This is a genomic window from Secundilactobacillus silagincola (assembly GCF_002583405.1).
Taxonomy (GTDB): Bacteria; Bacillota; Bacilli; order Lactobacillales; family Lactobacillaceae; genus Secundilactobacillus; species Secundilactobacillus silagincola.
In genome coordinates, this window is record NZ_BCMJ01000001.1 from 193,721 (window position 1) to 210,342 (window position 16,622).

At 43.8% G+C, this 16,622-nt stretch carries 16 protein-coding genes and 2 riboswitches; of the genes, 5 read left to right on the forward strand and 11 right to left on the reverse strand.

Annotation, left to right across the window (positions count from 1 at the left end; genetic code table 11):
* Positions 1-21: 21 nt before the first annotated feature.
* Positions 22-1,206 (reverse strand): putative hydroxymethylpyrimidine transporter CytX, encoded by a 1,185-nt coding sequence (cytX, locus tag CES82_RS00765; protein WP_098823412.1) that lies wholly within the window; start codon positions 1,204-1,206, stop codon positions 22-24.
* Positions 1,207-1,283: 77 nt separating this feature from the next.
* Positions 1,284-1,381, reverse strand: a riboswitch (TPP riboswitch).
* A gap of 220 nt (positions 1,382-1,601) precedes the next feature.
* On the opposite strand from cytX, the gene rpsN reads away from it, so the two are divergent.
* Positions 1,602-1,871, forward strand: coding sequence for a 30S ribosomal protein S14 (gene rpsN, locus CES82_RS00770; protein WP_089108476.1), 270 nt, complete (start codon positions 1,602-1,604; stop codon positions 1,869-1,871).
* A gap of 19 nt (positions 1,872-1,890) precedes the next feature.
* A complete protein-coding gene (locus tag CES82_RS12400; protein ID WP_098823413.1) occupies positions 1,891-2,013 on the forward strand; it encodes a putative metal homeostasis protein in 123 nt (40 codons plus the stop codon).
* A gap of 76 nt (positions 2,014-2,089) precedes the next feature.
* On the opposite strand, the gene CES82_RS00780 is transcribed toward CES82_RS12400, so the two are convergent.
* Both CES82_RS00780 and CES82_RS00785 read right to left on the reverse strand, forming a co-directional pair.
* On the reverse strand, positions 2,090-2,899 hold the full coding sequence (locus tag CES82_RS00780) for a hypothetical protein (RefSeq protein ID WP_098823414.1): 810 nt from the start codon (positions 2,897-2,899) through the stop codon (positions 2,090-2,092).
* 167 nt (positions 2,900-3,066) lie between these two features.
* Positions 3,067-4,275, reverse strand: a complete 1,209-nt coding sequence (locus tag CES82_RS00785) for an SAM-dependent methyltransferase (RefSeq protein ID WP_098823415.1) — start codon at positions 4,273-4,275, stop codon at positions 3,067-3,069.
* A gap of 487 nt (positions 4,276-4,762) precedes the next feature.
* Between CES82_RS00785 and nrdJ the strand changes: the two genes are divergently transcribed.
* Positions 4,763-7,012, forward strand: a complete 2,250-nt coding sequence (gene nrdJ, locus CES82_RS00790) for a ribonucleoside-triphosphate reductase, adenosylcobalamin-dependent (protein WP_098823416.1) — start codon at positions 4,763-4,765, stop codon at positions 7,010-7,012.
* 201 nt (positions 7,013-7,213) lie between these two features.
* Here nrdJ and CES82_RS12405 read toward each other — a convergent pair whose 3' ends face one another.
* On the reverse strand, positions 7,214-7,381 hold the full coding sequence (locus CES82_RS12405; protein WP_180245617.1) for a hypothetical protein: 168 nt from the start codon (positions 7,379-7,381) through the stop codon (positions 7,214-7,216).
* Between the two features lie 196 nt (positions 7,382-7,577).
* Here CES82_RS12405 and CES82_RS00795 point away from each other — a divergent pair, with 196 nt between their 5' ends.
* Positions 7,578-7,889, forward strand: coding sequence for a winged helix-turn-helix transcriptional regulator (locus CES82_RS00795; RefSeq protein ID WP_225364814.1), 312 nt, complete (start codon positions 7,578-7,580; stop codon positions 7,887-7,889).
* A 65-nt stretch (positions 7,890-7,954) separates the two neighbouring features.
* Entirely contained in the window at positions 7,955-8,644 is a 690-nt protein-coding gene (locus CES82_RS00800; protein ID WP_098823418.1) for a GTP pyrophosphokinase, read from the forward strand.
* A gap of 135 nt (positions 8,645-8,779) precedes the next feature.
* Here the strand turns inward: CES82_RS00800 and ribH are convergent, their stop codons facing one another.
* The 7 genes from ribH to CES82_RS00835 form a co-directional block, all read right to left on the reverse strand.
* Positions 8,780-9,241, reverse strand: a complete 462-nt coding sequence (gene ribH / locus CES82_RS00805) for a 6,7-dimethyl-8-ribityllumazine synthase (RefSeq protein ID WP_098823419.1) — start codon at positions 9,239-9,241, stop codon at positions 8,780-8,782.
* A 4-nt stretch (positions 9,242-9,245) separates the two neighbouring features.
* Positions 9,246-10,451: a GTP cyclohydrolase II gene (ribA, locus tag CES82_RS00810; RefSeq protein ID WP_098823420.1), complete on the reverse strand. Its 1,206-nt coding sequence runs from the start codon at positions 10,449-10,451 to the stop codon at positions 9,246-9,248.
* The gene (locus tag CES82_RS00815; RefSeq protein ID WP_439959032.1) at positions 10,448-11,014 is read right to left on the reverse strand and encodes a riboflavin synthase; all 567 of its coding nucleotides are present in this window, start codon (positions 11,012-11,014) and stop codon (positions 10,448-10,450) included. Before CES82_RS00815 ends, ribA begins: the two co-directional genes overlap by 4 nt.
* Positions 11,015-11,052: 38 nt before the next feature.
* The gene (ribD, locus tag CES82_RS00820; RefSeq protein ID WP_098823422.1) at positions 11,053-12,096 is read right to left on the reverse strand and encodes a bifunctional diaminohydroxyphosphoribosylaminopyrimidine deaminase/5-amino-6-(5-phosphoribosylamino)uracil reductase RibD; all 1,044 of its coding nucleotides are present in this window, start codon (positions 12,094-12,096) and stop codon (positions 11,053-11,055) included.
* 122 nt (positions 12,097-12,218) lie between these two features.
* A riboswitch (FMN riboswitch) is annotated at positions 12,219-12,375 on the reverse strand.
* Between the two features lie 71 nt (positions 12,376-12,446).
* Entirely contained in the window at positions 12,447-14,252 is a 1,806-nt protein-coding gene (locus tag CES82_RS00825) for a heavy metal translocating P-type ATPase (RefSeq protein WP_098823423.1), read from the reverse strand.
* A 333-nt stretch (positions 14,253-14,585) separates the two neighbouring features.
* Positions 14,586-15,023, reverse strand: a complete 438-nt coding sequence (locus CES82_RS00830) for a universal stress protein (RefSeq protein ID WP_098823424.1) — start codon at positions 15,021-15,023, stop codon at positions 14,586-14,588.
* A 13-nt stretch (positions 15,024-15,036) separates the two neighbouring features.
* Complete coding sequence (locus CES82_RS00835) at positions 15,037-16,605, reverse strand: Nramp family divalent metal transporter (protein WP_098823618.1); 1,569 nt, start codon at positions 16,603-16,605, stop codon at positions 15,037-15,039.
* Between the last annotated feature and the right edge of the window lie 17 nt (positions 16,606-16,622).

The window sequence follows — 16,622 nt, forward strand, 5'->3', positions numbered from 1 at the left end:
TCTCCATAGTAAGTCACTCAATTAATCCGTCATCAACGGGTACTTTTTGGTAGCCAAACCTGTCAGATAAACACCTAATCCCAACACTAACAGCAAGAAGAAGGTCGTCCCCAAGAAGAAGTCCAACTTCTGCAGCCACGAATAACCAACAACGCCGATCAGCCACCAAAGAAAGTTTAGCGGCAACGAGAGACGTTGGTGCATCAAGAAGACGCTGACAAATAAAATGGCAAATAACGGTGTGAACACCGCCCCAATAGCGTATAAAAAGTTCTGATAGTACGCCATTGAAACAAACAGCGCAATCAGTAAACCTAATACCGTGACACCTATAGCAACCAAATTAACCGCCTTCGTCTTTATCAAGTTAGCGATATTGGTAGCCGCCGAATAGGCATCCATAAAGGTCGTGGTTACCGTTGAAAAAACAATCACCAGCAAGGCAATCATTCCCATGCTGGAATGTGAAAGCACCGTCGTAAAATCAGATTGGCCGGTCAAAATCACCGTAAATAGTCCCAGTGAAAACATCGCCACACTGGCAATAAAGTAGCCGCTCACGCTGGCCATACTCGTGCGAAACGGTCGGTCAGTATGCTGAGTATAATCGCCAATCAGCGGTAACCAGGAAAGTGCCATGGTCACGTTAAGTTCAACCGCACTGCCAAAACTTAATGGTGCTAAATTGGCACTATTTTGCAAGCGGCCTTCCTTAATAATGGTCCACAGCATCAGCACCATACCAATGGCTAGTAGAACGACGATGACGTTATTCACCTTGAAAAGCCAGTCGTGATCCATTAATAACCAAACCACGATCAATACTGCCACGATGAGTGACATCACTAACACTGATCGATAATTGAACAATGCCTTTGACAGCCCGTTCATCGCCTGCTGAGCATTGACGATCATCACCGCCGTCCACCCTAGCAACTGCAGTGCATTTAACATTGAAAACAGCCAAACACCTTGCTGGCCAAAAACGGTTTTAGTCGCTTGAATCGCCGTTTTGTTCTGCTGAGCTGACAAATAACCCGCTGGCAGCAGAAAAACAAAACAGCCAATCACGTGCCCAATTAAAATCGCCAGCAAACCGCTCTTCCACCCTAATGGTGCAATAAGTGTACCAGTCACAATCTCAGCAATTGATATCGCCGCACCCATCCAGAGCAGAAACAGACCGCTTGGTTTCGTATTTCCCATTAAAAACCCTTCTTCCAATTAAAAAGGTCTTTCAGCCGCAGTTAGTTCCGCGCACTGAAAGACCATCATTAATTTTTTGATGTTCACGTACACTTTCCTTCGCAAGTATTAACTATACAGGTTCGAAGGGACTAGATTCATCTATCTCAGCCACATGGCGCCCCTAGTGCATTTAATTTTCAGTTATTATTTTAACATACTTCTAGTCAGTCTGGGTTAATGGTAAAGCGTAATTATTACAGTTTAATTAAATCAAGTCTAAATAGTGGCAATTTTCCCTTATTATTGGTAAGTTATTACCATTGTTGTGACGGAATAAATACTACTAACACCATTGACCTGGCAGTTACTTAATGAGTTTGTTGCACTAACATCACTAAGTCATTGGAGGAAATATGGCAAAAAAATCAAAGATTGCAAAGTATAACAAGCAGCGTGAACTCATCGCGAAATATGCCACTATTCGGCGTGAACTAAAGGCTCAAGGCGATTATGAAGCTTTGGCTCGCTTACCAAAGGATTCTAACCCTAATCGGCTACGTAACCGGGACGGGTTAGACGGTCGGCCACGTGGCTACATGCGTAAGTTCAATATGTCCCGTTTGAATTTCCGGAAATACGCTCACCTTGGTCAAATTCCTGGTGTCCGTAAGGCTTCTTGGTAAAGTTATAAGGAGATCACTCATGGAAAAAAATGATATGGCTAGCGCTTACCGGCGACTTAAGAGTCCCAGTTTAAAAACGCGTAAACGGGCGATGAAAATCATCCGTGATGCTAAGCGTAATGCCGCTAATACGAAAAAGTAATGGTTAAACATAAAATCCCCTTAGAATTGAAAGCTGACTTCATCAGCCAAATTCTAAGGGGATTTTTTTCATTAGATTAACTTGTCAATACTTTAAAGTGAATAAGGCTACGATCATCAAATGAGCGGTTGCCAGACACAATACCCTTAGTTGACCGGTACTCATGGCTGCAAGTGGGATCATTTTGCAAAACCTCTCGTAGACCCGCTTCCGACTCAGCCAAATTAACCGCCGCTTTGGGATAACCGTCACTAGCTAACACGATTTCGTGCTCCCCACTTGATAGTGGATAGACCTTCAACAGTGAATCTGGGATGGGTTGTCCGTTAAAAATCGCATAGCCCCACTCACTATCAGTCGCATTAGCAAATTGAGTAGCCTTTAAAATCCACGGCAAAATAGCTTTGCGACCGGGGTCCGACTGCTTATCATCAGGTGACAGCCGCAGGATCAAACTGCGCATATTCGATAAAACTAAATCACTGGGTTTGGGGTTGGTGAGTAATTGACTGTCTAAATTGATTTGCGCATCACCAACCTGCCACAGTTCATTACGAAAGCGTGAATAAACCACGGCAACGGCTTGTAACCCCTGGCTATCACGGTCAACTGGGAAGTCAATTTTTTGATAGAAAGCAGCGAATGCTTGATTCACTTGTTTTATCAGCATTGATAACGTCGCGTCTTTAGGCAGTCGCTCCAAAATACTTGCAATCATGGTAGATGCTAGTTTCCCAGTCGTTTTACCCTGATATTGAAAATTAGATTTACTGGTAACACCGTCAACGATGGCAATAAAATCCGACGTGTTCACGATGGTATCTTCACATTTTTCATCGTTCACTTTTCCTTGAATAAACGCTTCTAAAACTTGAACTGATACCAAATTATCGCCTCCACCAATAGGTTCTGTGACTATCATAGCGACAATGGGATTGGTTTGTAAAATATTGTGGTTGGGCTTTATCACTTTTCTCCGGCCAAATAACACCTAAAAACGCCATTCCGATAAAAACTATCGAAATGACGCTCTTGGGTATTATATTCTATAACCTAGCCGAGTTGCTTTACACTTGCTTCTTTCTTATCAGCATCATACATATACTGACGGGTCATTGGTAAGCCCGTACCACTTGGTGCTTTAACCAATAGGTATTGCATGACATCAATGTTGCCACCTTTAAATGACCCAGCACAGGCTTGAAGATACATGCCCCACATGCGAGCAAATTCTTTACCGTACTTTTCAGCAGTCTTATCTTCGACCTTCTTGTAGTTTTCGTACCACATTTCAAGGGTCTTTTGATAATGACGACGTAATGGTTCGAGGTCAGAAAATTGTAACTTAGCATCCATAATGTGCTTCAAGTTTTCAGCAACGTTAGGAATGTAGCCACCAGGGAAGACATATTTAGTAATAAATGGATCGACCCCAGCGCCTTCGTGTTGACCGGTGATACCGTGAATCAACGCACGGCCATTAGGCTTCATGAAATCGGCAACTTTTTTGAAGTACAGACCAAGGTTTTCCTTACCAACGTGTTCGAACATCCCAACAGAAGTCACGTAATCGAATTGATCATCCACTTCACGGTAGTCTTCTAATAACACGTCAACCTTACCTTCAAGGTGACGTTCCTTGATTTGTTGCTGTGTGTAGTCATATTGTTCCTGACTAAGGGTGATCCCAGTAGCATGCAAACCATATTCTTCAGCAGCGACAAATAATAAAGTACCCCAGCCACTACCAATATCCAGTAAACGTTTGCCGGGTTCTGGTTGTAGTTTATTCAAAATATGGTGCACCTTGTTCATCTGTGCTTCTTCTAAAGTATCATCATCGTGTTCAAAATAAGCACATGAATAAGTCATGGTCTTATCCAACCACATCTCATAGAAGTCGTTACCAATATCGTAGTGACTTTGAACGTCTTTTTGACTGCTCTTTTCGGAATGAGAACGCTTTGGAAAATGCTTGATGAACGGATTATTAGTTAAAAAGCTATGATCTGTTCGATATGCTGAAGCCACTAGTTCTTCAATGCTACCATCAATTTCGATGGCACCCTTCATGTAGTCCTCAGCTAATGTTAAAGTCGGCTCGTCAGTGAAGCTCTTCAACGGAAGTTCTTCATTAAACCGGACTTTAACAACTGGTTCGCCTTCACCATAATTTTCTTCTTTACCATCCCAATAGGTTACTGAAATCGGGATATCAAATGCGTGGCTCAATAATTGTCGATACACGGTTTTCTCTAACACGTAACTGCCTTCTCTCTTACAAAATTAATGCTGTTCGATTAGTTAACCATGTTAACTTAATTGACACATCTACTAACTAATTGATTAGATTACAAGTCATTACCTGTTTTGTCAACGATTCGAACCTTCATTAATAAACGAATAGACATCTATATCAGTCGTCATATAAACGGCCTACAATCAGTATTACGAGAGGATGCGAGCCCCTCTACTCAAATCGGAAAACGCTGACTATTCTAATTGATTTCTTAGTTTACTAGGCAACGTACATCCTGTTTATTTGAAGATTTAGTCTCAGTAGACTACCAACATATTGGATACGTTGCCTAGCATATCAGTACGCTTAAATAAATTTGTAAGCGACGAAATCCGTGCTACAGGGGTTTTTGGTTTGCTTAATCGAACTCGTGTTCAAACACTGTATATTGATATTTTGTCAAAGTGACGATACTATATATAGTGTTAAGTTTGAGAAGGAGGAACCGTTATGCAAGTTGCAGTTAACCGTTTAATTACATTATCAGATAAATTTATTGAAAAAGTCAAAGCCGAGATCAAACCACACTGGGGCGAACTTGGATGGGTCACTTATAAACGTACATATTCACGTTGGATTGAAGCGGAAAATCGTCACGAAGAGTGGGATGAAACCGTTAAGCGAGTCGTTGAAGGAAACATTAACTTGGATCCCCGACTTCACGAGGATCACATCGACCCAGAGGTGATCAGTGAACTTGAAACCGAAGCACAAGACCTCTTTAAGTTAATCTACAGTCTTTCTGCTACACCATCTGGCCGGAACTTATGGATTTCTGGGACGCCATATCAAGAGCGTAACGGTGATGCGTTAAACAACTGCTGGTTTATTGCGGTTCGACCACAACCATATGGTGACAGTCACATTGTGCCGGAATATCTTGATCGAGATCAGCCAGCCGTTTCAATGCCGTTTTCGTTCATGTTTGATCAGTTAATGAAGGGCGGCGGTGTCGGCTTTTCTGTTGTACAAAACAACGTTCAGCAGATTCCAGCCGTAGATAACAATGTTCACTTAACCATTTTGGTGGATAAGGCAAGCCAGTCTTACACTGATTCCGTTGCCTTAGGTGCGACTGATAAACAGGAATGGTTGAAAGACCATTCCCTAGATGAAGGTCGTTACTACAAACTGCCAGATACTCGCGAAGGCTGGGTTTTAGCAAACGCCCACCTTGTGGACATGCACTTCAGTGGGACTAACCCGGAACACATGAACAACTTGATTTTAGACGTCAGTGACATCCGCCCAAAGGGTGCTAAAATCAAAGGTTTTGGTGGTACAGCTTCCGGCCCAATGCCACTGATTGAAATGTTATTTGACACGAATACCCTGCTGAATTCTCGTGTGGGTCAAAAGCTATCTTCAGTGGACTGCACCGATATGGGTAACTTGATTGGTAAAACAGTGGTAGCCGGAAACGTGCGGCGCTCTGCAGAATTAGCCTTAGGTTCTAGCGACGACGATGCTTTCATTACCATGAAGCAAGATCAAAAGAAGCTATATCACCATCGCTGGGCATCTAATAATAGTGTCGCAGTCGATACGCATAAAACTGATTATACTGCAGTCGCGGATTCTATTTTACACAATGGTGAACCCGGGATCGTTAACCTAGAATTATCCAAAAACTATGGTCGCTTGATTGACGGTCGCCAGGAAGGTATTGATGGCGCCGTTGAAGGAACGAACCCCTGTGGCGAGATTTCACTAGCTAACGGAGAACCTTGCAACCTCTTCGAAGTCTTCCCTTCCGTTGCAACAGAACAGGGCTTTGACCTTGACCAAGCCTTTACACTAGGAACCCGCTTTGCTAAGCGGGTAACCTTTAGTAACTACGATTGGGAAGTTTCCCGCAACGTCATTAATCAAAATCACCGAATCGGCATCTCAATGTCAGGCATTCAGGACTGGATCCTTAAAGCCTTTGGTAACCGAGTCGTCCGTGGCTTTAAAGATGGCATTGATCCCGAAACCCACGAAGCTATCAAAGAACCCGTTTACGACCAACGGGTAGTTGCTAAGTTTGACGAACTTTATCATGATATTGTTGCAGCGGACAACACATACTCCAACACATTGGATTGCGCCCCTTCTGTGAAGCATACTACCGTTAAACCATCAGGAACGGTGGCAAAATTAGCCGGCGTTTCCGAAGGCATGCACTTCCATTATGCTGGTTACTTAATTCAACGGATTCGATTCCAAGACAGTGATCCACTGCTACCAGCATTACGGCTTTCTGGCTACAAGACTGAACCAGACGTTTACACCAAGAATACCGTTTGCGTTGAGTTCCCAGTTCGGGCTGCTCACGCTGATAGCAAAGAATTTGCTTCTGCAGGAACTGTCTCAATTGAAGAACAATTTGCTACCCAAGCCTTCTTACAGAAATATTGGTCAGATAACGCTGTCAGCTGCACGATCACTTTTCAGCCAAAGCAAGAAGGTAGCAAGATTGCTGGCTTGATGAAGCAGTACCGCCACAGCATCAAGTCCACTTCGTTACTGCCTTACAGTGGTAGCGACTTTAAGCAGGCCCCTAAAGAACCAATTTCAAAGGCCGTTTATGAACAGCATCGCGCCCAGATCACCAATAACGTGAAGGACGTGTATGACTCACTAAAGACGATGGATAAAAAGGATCTGGATCTGCTTGATCAGTCCGACTGCATCGGCGGTGCTTGCCCAGTTCGGTAGACATCAAAACTAATCATCTATAGATTTTTTAAACCATTTAAGACGAATAAACGCCATCCCCTAACTTGGATGGCGTTTATTCGTCTTAAATAGTTGAAATTTGAGTTGTATCACAGTTCTAAAAACCTAATAAAAAAGTTCTGATACCAATCAATTTACATCGATTAATATCAGAACTTATTAGATATTTATTAATTGTCATTAACCACGTAAGTTAATCATCAAATCAACCTGACCTTGGTCACGCGATTTGATTTTCAATTCATTCTGGGCATTAGTTGTTGCCAGCTTACCCTTCTTGATCAAGTTTTGAATCAGGCGTTGACCAAAGCTGCTGCTCATTCCTGTAATCATCCAAGTTCGTTTCATATGCCCAGCTCCCTTCAAGCTGCTTTAATTGCACAATATATTACGCTTAATTTCCACGAAGTCAAGCCTAAAAGACAACTTTTAGGGATTCTGCATCCTTTCTATGACGCCGTTCAAGTGTCTTTACTGGTCACCTTAATGTGAAGAGACTAGAATTAGGGTTTAATGTAAAAAGAGGAGTTGAACAACGTTGCCCATGCGCGATTTAAATATTAGCACCAAAGCTAGCTTAGCAGTTCTTTCAGATAAGTGGTACGCGTTGATTCTGTTAAATTTAACGTCATCTACCAGCGACTTTATGCAGCTGCGAAATGCCGTTCGTGGTATCTCAACGTTTAATTTACTGTTAAAGCTTAACGAGTTAACGGCATTGAACCTCGTGACATCGACCAACGACTATCACTATCAGTTGACCTCAGAGGGTCAAGATTTTCAGCAAACACTATTGGCACTCACTTCATGGGGCAAGCAACAGTTAACGCGCACACTACCCGTTAATCACCGTTGACCAATTTTGTTGTGCTCCCACCAAGTGCTAGAATAATAGCATCATCACTAAAGGAGACTCACTTTATGATTTTACAACGTAATAACTTGCCTAACATCAACCAAATTTCCGATGAAATGAGTCGCGTGTTGGGTGATTATGATGCAACCGAACTACGTCGCTTTTTTGTTTACTATCAGCAGTGCCAAGCCGGTGCCAAAGAGTTTGGTACTAAACTAGAAAACCTCGACAGTGAGTTTGAAATGCTTGAGAATCACAACCCGATTCACCATATGGAAACCCGGATGAAGGCACCCCAAAGTTTGATTCGCAAGTTAGCCAAAAAAGGGTACGATTTTTCAGTTGATGCGGTCAAACATAATATTTTTGACATTGCGGGCGTCCGGGTGATTACTAATTACCTTGATGACATCAAAACCGTTGAACATGCGTTGACGAAGCAATCCGATGTTACCCTGTTAAAGCGCAAAGATTACATTTCACATCCCAAACCAAGTGGCTATCGAAGCCTTCACCTCGTTGTTTCTGTTCCGGTATTCCAGGCCAACGGTCCAATTGAAATCCCCGTTGAGATTCAACTGCGAACTGTGGGAATGGATATGTGGGCAAGCTTGGAACACAAGCTGCGATACAAAACAGATGTTGATAAACATCATGTTGAGCAATATGCCAGCCAACTAAAGGGATATTCTACTGAACTCAACCAAATTGAAACCCATATGCAAGACATTTTTAATCATCTGCAAAAAAGTTAATGATTTGAGGATATGTTTCACGTGAAACATTTTTATTGTTTGATCTAAATAAGTCCTATTCCGATAAAAATTCAGAATAGGACTTATTTCATCTCTAAAAATTTACAGTAGTTTGAAAGCTAACCCAGATACTCCTTAAAGTTGCTTCTCCAAGTTAATCATTTCAATTAGGCCATCGGCGCAATCTGCACCCTTGTTACCACCTTTACCGCCAGCACGACTAATTGCTTGATCTAGATTATCAGTGGTTAGCACCCCGAACATCACTGGAACAGGCCCATCTAGAGAAACTCGCGCGAGACCGCTGGCAGTCTCCGCACATACATAGTCATAATGTGATGTTTCACCACGAATTACTGCACCCAATGCGATAATACCGTCTACTTTACCGCTATCAGCCAGCTTTTGAGCGATTCGCGGCAATTCTAATGCGCCTGGAACGCTAGCGACCGTAATATCAGCATCGGCCACACCGTATTTTTCTAATTGTGAAACGGCCCCCTGCTGCAATTTTTCGGTAACAATTTCGTTGAACTGCGCCACAACAATACCAACGCGAACACCGTTACCAAATCTCGAATGCGTTAAAATTTGCATTTAATCATACCTCCTTCAATAAATGATGAAATTTATTCTTTTTAGCCTTCAAATAGCCTTCATTTTCTTGGGTCAAGCCGATTTCAAGTGGTATTCGATGATTCACCCTGATGCCATATTGTTCCAATTGCTTAATTTTATCAGGATTATTAGTCATTAAATTAACGGTTGAAGCCCCTTCCTGACGCAAAATAGCAGCTGCCAGACCATAGTTGCGATCATCCGCAGGTAAGCCTAAATGTAAATTAGCTTCAACCGTATCAAGACCCCGTTCCTGAAGCTCATAGGCCTTCAACTTGTTTGCCAGCCCGATACCGCGGCCTTCTTGACGTAAATATAGAACCGCTCCACGTCCAGCCAGTTCAATCCGTTTCAACGACTCTGCTAGTTGAGCACCGCAATCACACCGTTTTGACCCAAACACGTCCCCCGTCAGACATTCAGAATGAAGCCGAAGTAGTAACGGCTCATCTCCAGATATCTTTCCTTTAGTAATGAGTAAAGTGGGTTCGCCGTCAACACTTGTTTTAAACGCTTTCAATTTGAAGTCACCGTATTTTGTCGGCAATTCAACGCTAGCAATCACCTCGATAGCTTTAAGCTGGCGATACTGCTGCAGCTCTTCAATGGTGATCAGTGGTGTCTGGGTGCCTTCTGCATAGGCTTTAAGATCTTTTCGCCGAGCCATAGTACCATCCTTTTTAAGCACTTCACAAATATAGGCGACCGGCTGAACACCCGCAAGCTTAGCCAAATCAACCGCAGCTTCAGTATGCCCATCGCGTTCTAACACACCGTTGTCCTTGGCAATTAGGGGAAAAATATGACCTGGGTGATAAAAATCATCAAATTGACTATCAGGCTTAGCCAGCGCCGCAATGGTAGCAGCCCGATCATAAGCCGAAATACCAGTGGTAGTCGTTCGGACATCGGTACTAATCGTAAAAGCCGTTCCGTAGGCATCCGTAGCATCAGTCACCATGGATCTCAATCCTAGCCGTTGAGCCACATCAGCGCTCATAGGAACGCATAGGAGCCCCCGCGCTTTCGTCACCATCGTATTCACATTTTCAGGAGAAACATAATCAGCAAGCCCCACCATGTCACCTTCAGCTTCTCGGTCAAGAGAATCTGCCACAATAATCAGCTTACCTTGCTTAAGGTGCTTAATAGCTGCTTCGATTTTTTGAGTTAATGCTTGATTCGTCATTGGATTGCTTCCTTTCGCTGTGCGCCCACGATGTACTTACCTAGGACATCCGTTTCAATATTGACTAAGTCACCAACTTGCCGTTTCCCCAACGTGGTCTGGTTTTGCGTGTAAGGAATGAGGCTGACTGAAAATTGATAAGGTTCGCTTTGCGTCACGGTTAGACTCACGCCATCGATTGCGATTGACCCCTTTTTAACAATGTAATCATCATATTCTGGTGCAATTTTAAAGGTCAGCACGCTGGCATTTTGATCCTCAACACGTTGTACTAACTTTGCTGTTGTATCAACATGACCTAACACAAAGTGACCATCCAAACGTTCCGTTGCACCAAGAGCTGGTTCTAAATTAACTGTGTCACCTTTTTTCAACTGCCCTAAATTAGTTAGGCGAGTGGTCTCTGGCATCACGTCAACGCAGAGTTGTCCTGGCACCACAGCTGTAACGGTTAAACAGATGCCATTGATGGCAAAGCTATCACCGAGTTGCGGGTTTAATTGCGTGAATAAGGGTGACGAAACCGTTAATTTTGCGGTTTCTGCTTGCCTCGTTATTGACACAACATGACCTATTCCCTTGATAATACCTGTAAACATCCCTACACCTTCCTTGTCTGAAGTCGAATATCGGGACCAAGCACCGAAATCGTTGGCGTTTCGAATTGCGTCTGACTTGTCAGTGACTGTCCAATTGCTGCTGGTAACCCCGCACCACCTAACATCATTGGCGAAATATAGACAACAACGTTATCCACCAATCCAGCCGCGATAAAAGCAGCCTGAAGATGGCTACCACCCTCAACTAAAAGTGATTGGATGCCTTCACTAGCCAAGTGCTGAACAACAGCTGCAGGCGTCCAACGCGGCTTTACGAAAACCTGAACATTTTTAGGCAGCGGCCTGGTAGCTGCCATTTCGCTGAAAAACCAGGTAGGTGCAGACTCATCAAACAAGTGACTCTTTGGGTCTACCTGATCGATATGATGAACCAGTGCCGCTCGAATCGGTGGAAACACCATTGATGACGTTCTCACTGTTAGTCGCGGATTATCAATCGATAGGGTATGCTCGCCCACTAAGATCACCTGCTGATGACGTCGTAACTTCTGAACGTCCTGCTGAGCAGCAGTCTGAGTCAGCAACGTTCGCTTCTTCTCAGCACCATTAATTTTGCCATCCAACGACATCGCGTATTTCAAAGTCACTAAGGGTCGTCCATGCTGATAAAAATAGTTATACGCTACGTTGAGTCCCTGGCTATCACCCAAAACTTTTACCTTGATGCCATGCGCCTTGAGAATTGCAACGCCCTTGCCACTAACGATGGGGTTAGGATCCAGTTGACCTATGATCACCTCAGCGATACCCACTTCCGCTAACCGTTTTGCACAGGGAGGTGTTTTTCCATAGTGACTGCACGGTTCCAGCGTGACATACATGGTTGCACCTTGAGCCTGACTGATATCATCCAGCTGAGCCAGTGCGTCAATTTCTGCGTGTCGCTGGCCAAATTGATGATGATAACCAACTGCCAAAACTCGTTGATCCTTCACGATTGCTGCGCCGACTTGGGGATTGGTCCAGGTATCAGTTCCCCGTTTAGCAACAGCTACTGCTATTTGAAAATACTTTGACTCACACAAACCTCATTCACCTCACAAAAAAGGCCTCGCATTAAAATGCGGGGCCTCGTTGATTGATAAGCTAAACAAGATTTCATACGGTTACGGTACACAAAAAGTGTACACCAATGGTACGAAATAGTACTTTTCTTCTCCCATCCAGACTTTAACTGTCGGTCCCAGACTCTCACTGGGTCAACCACGCATAACGTGGGTCACGGACTTCAGCCATGTTGCGATTGCTTGTTCAATCTAACTGTCACCATCGGTCGGGAATTACACCCTGCCCCGAAGAAATCTATTCAGTTTTCACGAGTTATCGTACAATGATTACTTTTAAAAAGCAAGTAACATTACTGGACTTAGTGAACTTATTCTTTAATGGCGATACTCCGAGCCCGCAACGCCCATAAGATCGTCACAGTGTCCACAACTTCTTGAAGCAGTGCGCCGAAGATGGCCGGAATCACACCAAAACTAGCAATCAGCATCAGAACTGTACAGATAATAATACCAACCATGACAGATTGACGGGCCACGTGCATCGTTGCTCTAGAAATTCGAACAGCAACCACCGTTCGACGCAGGTCATCCTTTAAAATAACCGCATCTGCCGATTCACTGGCCGTGGTATTGCCACTAGCACCCATGGCAATACCCACATCAGCAGTCACCAGTGACGGCGCATCGTTTACGCCGTCACCGACCATGGCAACCGGTTTTTGCTCCTCTGGCACTTGTTTGAGGACTTCAATTTTTTGCCCGGGTAGACATTCAGCATGGATTTGATCAATACCCACTGCTTTCGCAATTTTTTGAGCAATTGATTTCCTATCACCGGAGATCATCATCAGATTTTTAATGCCCAGATTGTGCAGTTCAGACATGGTCGTTGCTGCTTCCGGCCGTAGTTCATCCGTAAACGTGACACAGCCTAAATACTGATCATCCGCCGAAACATATACCGCCGTATCTTCAACTTTTTGAATTGAACCATCGGGCATCGCAAAATCCGCTTTACCCACTCGCACTACTTGGCCGTCTATTTGAGCTTGCACCCCGCCACCAGTGGTTTCTTTCACATCACTGACCGTGGGCAACTGAGCTGGAGCCGCCTGCATTAAGGACCGGGCCAAGATGTGATTAGACTGCTGTTCAGTCGCCGCAGCCAGCGTTAATAAATGTTCCTGGTCAACGTTAGGCTGTGCAATAATTTGGTTCACTTGTAAATGCCCTTGGGTGATCGTACCGGTTTTATCGAACGCCATGGTCTTCACCTTGGCTAATTGTTCAAGCGTTGTCCCCGTTTTAACGATGATACCACTTTGGCTTGCCCGACTCATCCCGGCCACTAAAGCAATCGGTGCAGCCAGTATCAGTGGACAAGGAGACGCCACAACCAACACCTCTGCAAACCGAACAGGGTCTCCTGAAACGATCCAAGCAGTCCCGGCGATGACGTAGGCTAAAATGGTGAATGGCACTGCATATCGATCAGCCATACGAACAAAATGTGCCGGTTGCGCTTCAGCTTGTTTCACTAACCGAACAATGTTTTGAAATTGACTGTCAGCCGCTTTTTGATCCGCAATCATCTGAATGGATGCATCGCCATTGACAGAACCTGACATCACGCTATCGCCAACCACCTTGTCAACTGGCCGAGATTCACCGGTCAGAGACGATTCATCTAAAGTCGTGCTGCCGTCAACGATTGTGCCATCTACGGGAACCACTTCACCCGGTTTAACTAGCAGCTGGTCGCCAACATCAACCTGATCAACGGCAATGGCTTTGATGTTACCGTTGACCATTAAATGTGCTTTCTGCGGGGATTTTTCTAGGAGGGACTGCAGGTCCGAATTGGCCTTATGAGCAGCATAGTCTTCTAGCGCGTCTCCACCCGTCAACATCAGTAACACAATCAGCGCTGCCCAGTACTCGCCAATTGCCAAGGTAGCAATCACAGCGGTAATCGCCAGTAGATCCACACCGAACTTTCCGGAACGTAGCGTTTTCACCATATCAATAAACATCAGCAGTGCAATCAGCGAGCCAAGAACGGTTACCAAGATTTGCGCTCCAAACGGCTGATTCAAAACGAAAGCTAGTATTAAGGAAACTGCGCCAACCCCTACTACAGCCCACAATCGTCGATAATTCGAAAGCTTTTGCATGATGTCACCTCCCAGGGAATACTTTTCTTTCATTATATAATTAATTCTACCTTGATATTGTGAATAATTAAGCATCAATTCATGACTATTCAGGTAAAACTTGACAGTAGAAGCTGTGACATAAATTTATATTGATAAGAGTTTCATCTAGTTTCTTGACTGAAAGGCAACTTAAAACTTGTTTTTGTTCAATACTTTAATCTAGTCTAAGATGGCGCCACAACTCGGATTCCGGCCATTTAACACCAAAAAGCGTATTCCGACAAAGTTCGACGGAATACGCTTTTTGGTGTTAAATTCTGGATTCTACCGAGTTGTGTCACACTCCCCCAATTAACGAATGACTAATACTGAAATCGGTGCGTATTTCGCCATATAAGCTGCTTGTGAACCAAACCGGCGTTTAAATCCCTTTTTAGCAATTGAACCAATGATCAATACATCAGGTTTGACGTGCGGAATCACAGATTTAACGATAACTTCCCCGGGTTTTCCCTCTGAAACCAAAGCGTCAACTTTTTCAACACCAGCATTCTGTGCTTGCTTAACATACATCTGGATATGGTTATCGAGTTCGCTACGTTCCCCATGAATATAGTCCTTATCCAATGCCTCATACACACTCATTTCATGACTTTCAAGTATGGAGACAATGGTCAACTCAGCATGACGCCGCTTTGCTGTATCAATGGCATACTGAAAGGCTAGAAGTGCATCTTCAGAGTCATCAACACCTACTAAAATATGCTTAAATTCAGTTTTTCTAGTCATCTTAAACTCCCATCTAGCCAGCTAAACCAAGTTTAGTTTTTAACCGTTTGTTTCCCTGATGGAGATCATAAATCATCCAAACTAACATCAGCATGACACATACAATAAGGAAATATGCCACGTTATCCGCCATGGCAAAGGCTGCTGGGCTAGCATTGGCTGGCAAAAAGCCTTCGATATTATCCGGTAAACCTTTCATATTTAGCGCAGTTAAGGCAATGACTGAGAACCAACCAAGAACTTTAATGACTAAGGTGTTCTTGAACCGTTTGCCCATTTCCAGCTCACTGTCTGTCATCATTAATAATGGCAACATTGAGAATGGCAGCGCAAATGCCAGAAAGACTTGTGAATTATTCATCAGCGTGTTTAGCGCCTCATGTTGCTGAATAGGCGTTTCGCCACTGGTCATCCCAACACAAATCAAAACGGGAATGACTGAAATTAAACGGGTCACTAATCGACGAGCCCACAGTGGCATTTTCATGTGAATAAAGCCTTCCATGATTACCTGACCAGTTAAAGTCCCAGTAATGGTGGAGTTTTGACCTGAAGCAAGCAAGGCAACAGCAAATAATACTGACAGTGCACCAGACTTTGCAACAGCGATCAAAATGGGATTACTCAACATAGAAGAATTTGATAATGCTTGGAATAAACCGAAGAACGAAGGATCTTTAACGGCACCCGTCTTAAATACGGCAACCCCCATGACCAACAGTAATGCGTTGACCACGAATGCAAGTGACAACTGAATGTTTGAATCCCAAGTTGTAAACCGAACCGTCCGTGCCACAGCCTCTTCATCAGTGTGGTCCGTTTTACGGGTTTGAGAAATAGCAGAGTGCAAATACAAATTATGTGGCATAACAGTCGCACCAATAATTCCTAACGAACCAGTCAATGGCGTACTGCCACCAGCCTTAATTGAACTCGAGAACGTATCCTTAGTCGGAATTAAGCCACCAAAAACGCCAAGCCAATTAGGATTTGATAAAGCAACTTCATATGCGAAAACAAATAGGATAACCAGAATTAAGCAAACCACAATGCCTTCAATTTTCCGGAAACCAATTTTGGTTAATAATAGCAGTAACAAAACATCAAAAACGGTAATGAAAACCGCGTAGACAAGTGGAATATGGAATAACAGATAGAGCGCAATGGCGGCCCCAATAACTTCCGCGATATCAGTCGCCATAATCGCAAATTCTGTAAACAGCCAAAGTACGATTCCCAATGCTTTACTTGTACGTGCCCGAATGGCTTGGGCCAAATCCATCTGCGTCACGATGCCAAGTTTAGCTGCCATGTATTGTAGTAACATCGCAATCAAACTTGACATCAAGATAACAGACATCAGCAAGTACTGGAAATTTTGACCACCGGTAATCGATGTTGACCAATTACCGGGATCCATATAGCCCACGGCAACTAGTGCACCAGGCCCCGAATACATAAACAGGGTTTTCCAGAAACCTCCCTTTGGAACTTCAATTGAACCATTGATCTCTTCCAATGACTTTCCATTGGCGTATTCGATCAAATGGTGCTTACGTGGTGTTTTTTGATCCTTCAAGATAAATACCACCCTTCTTA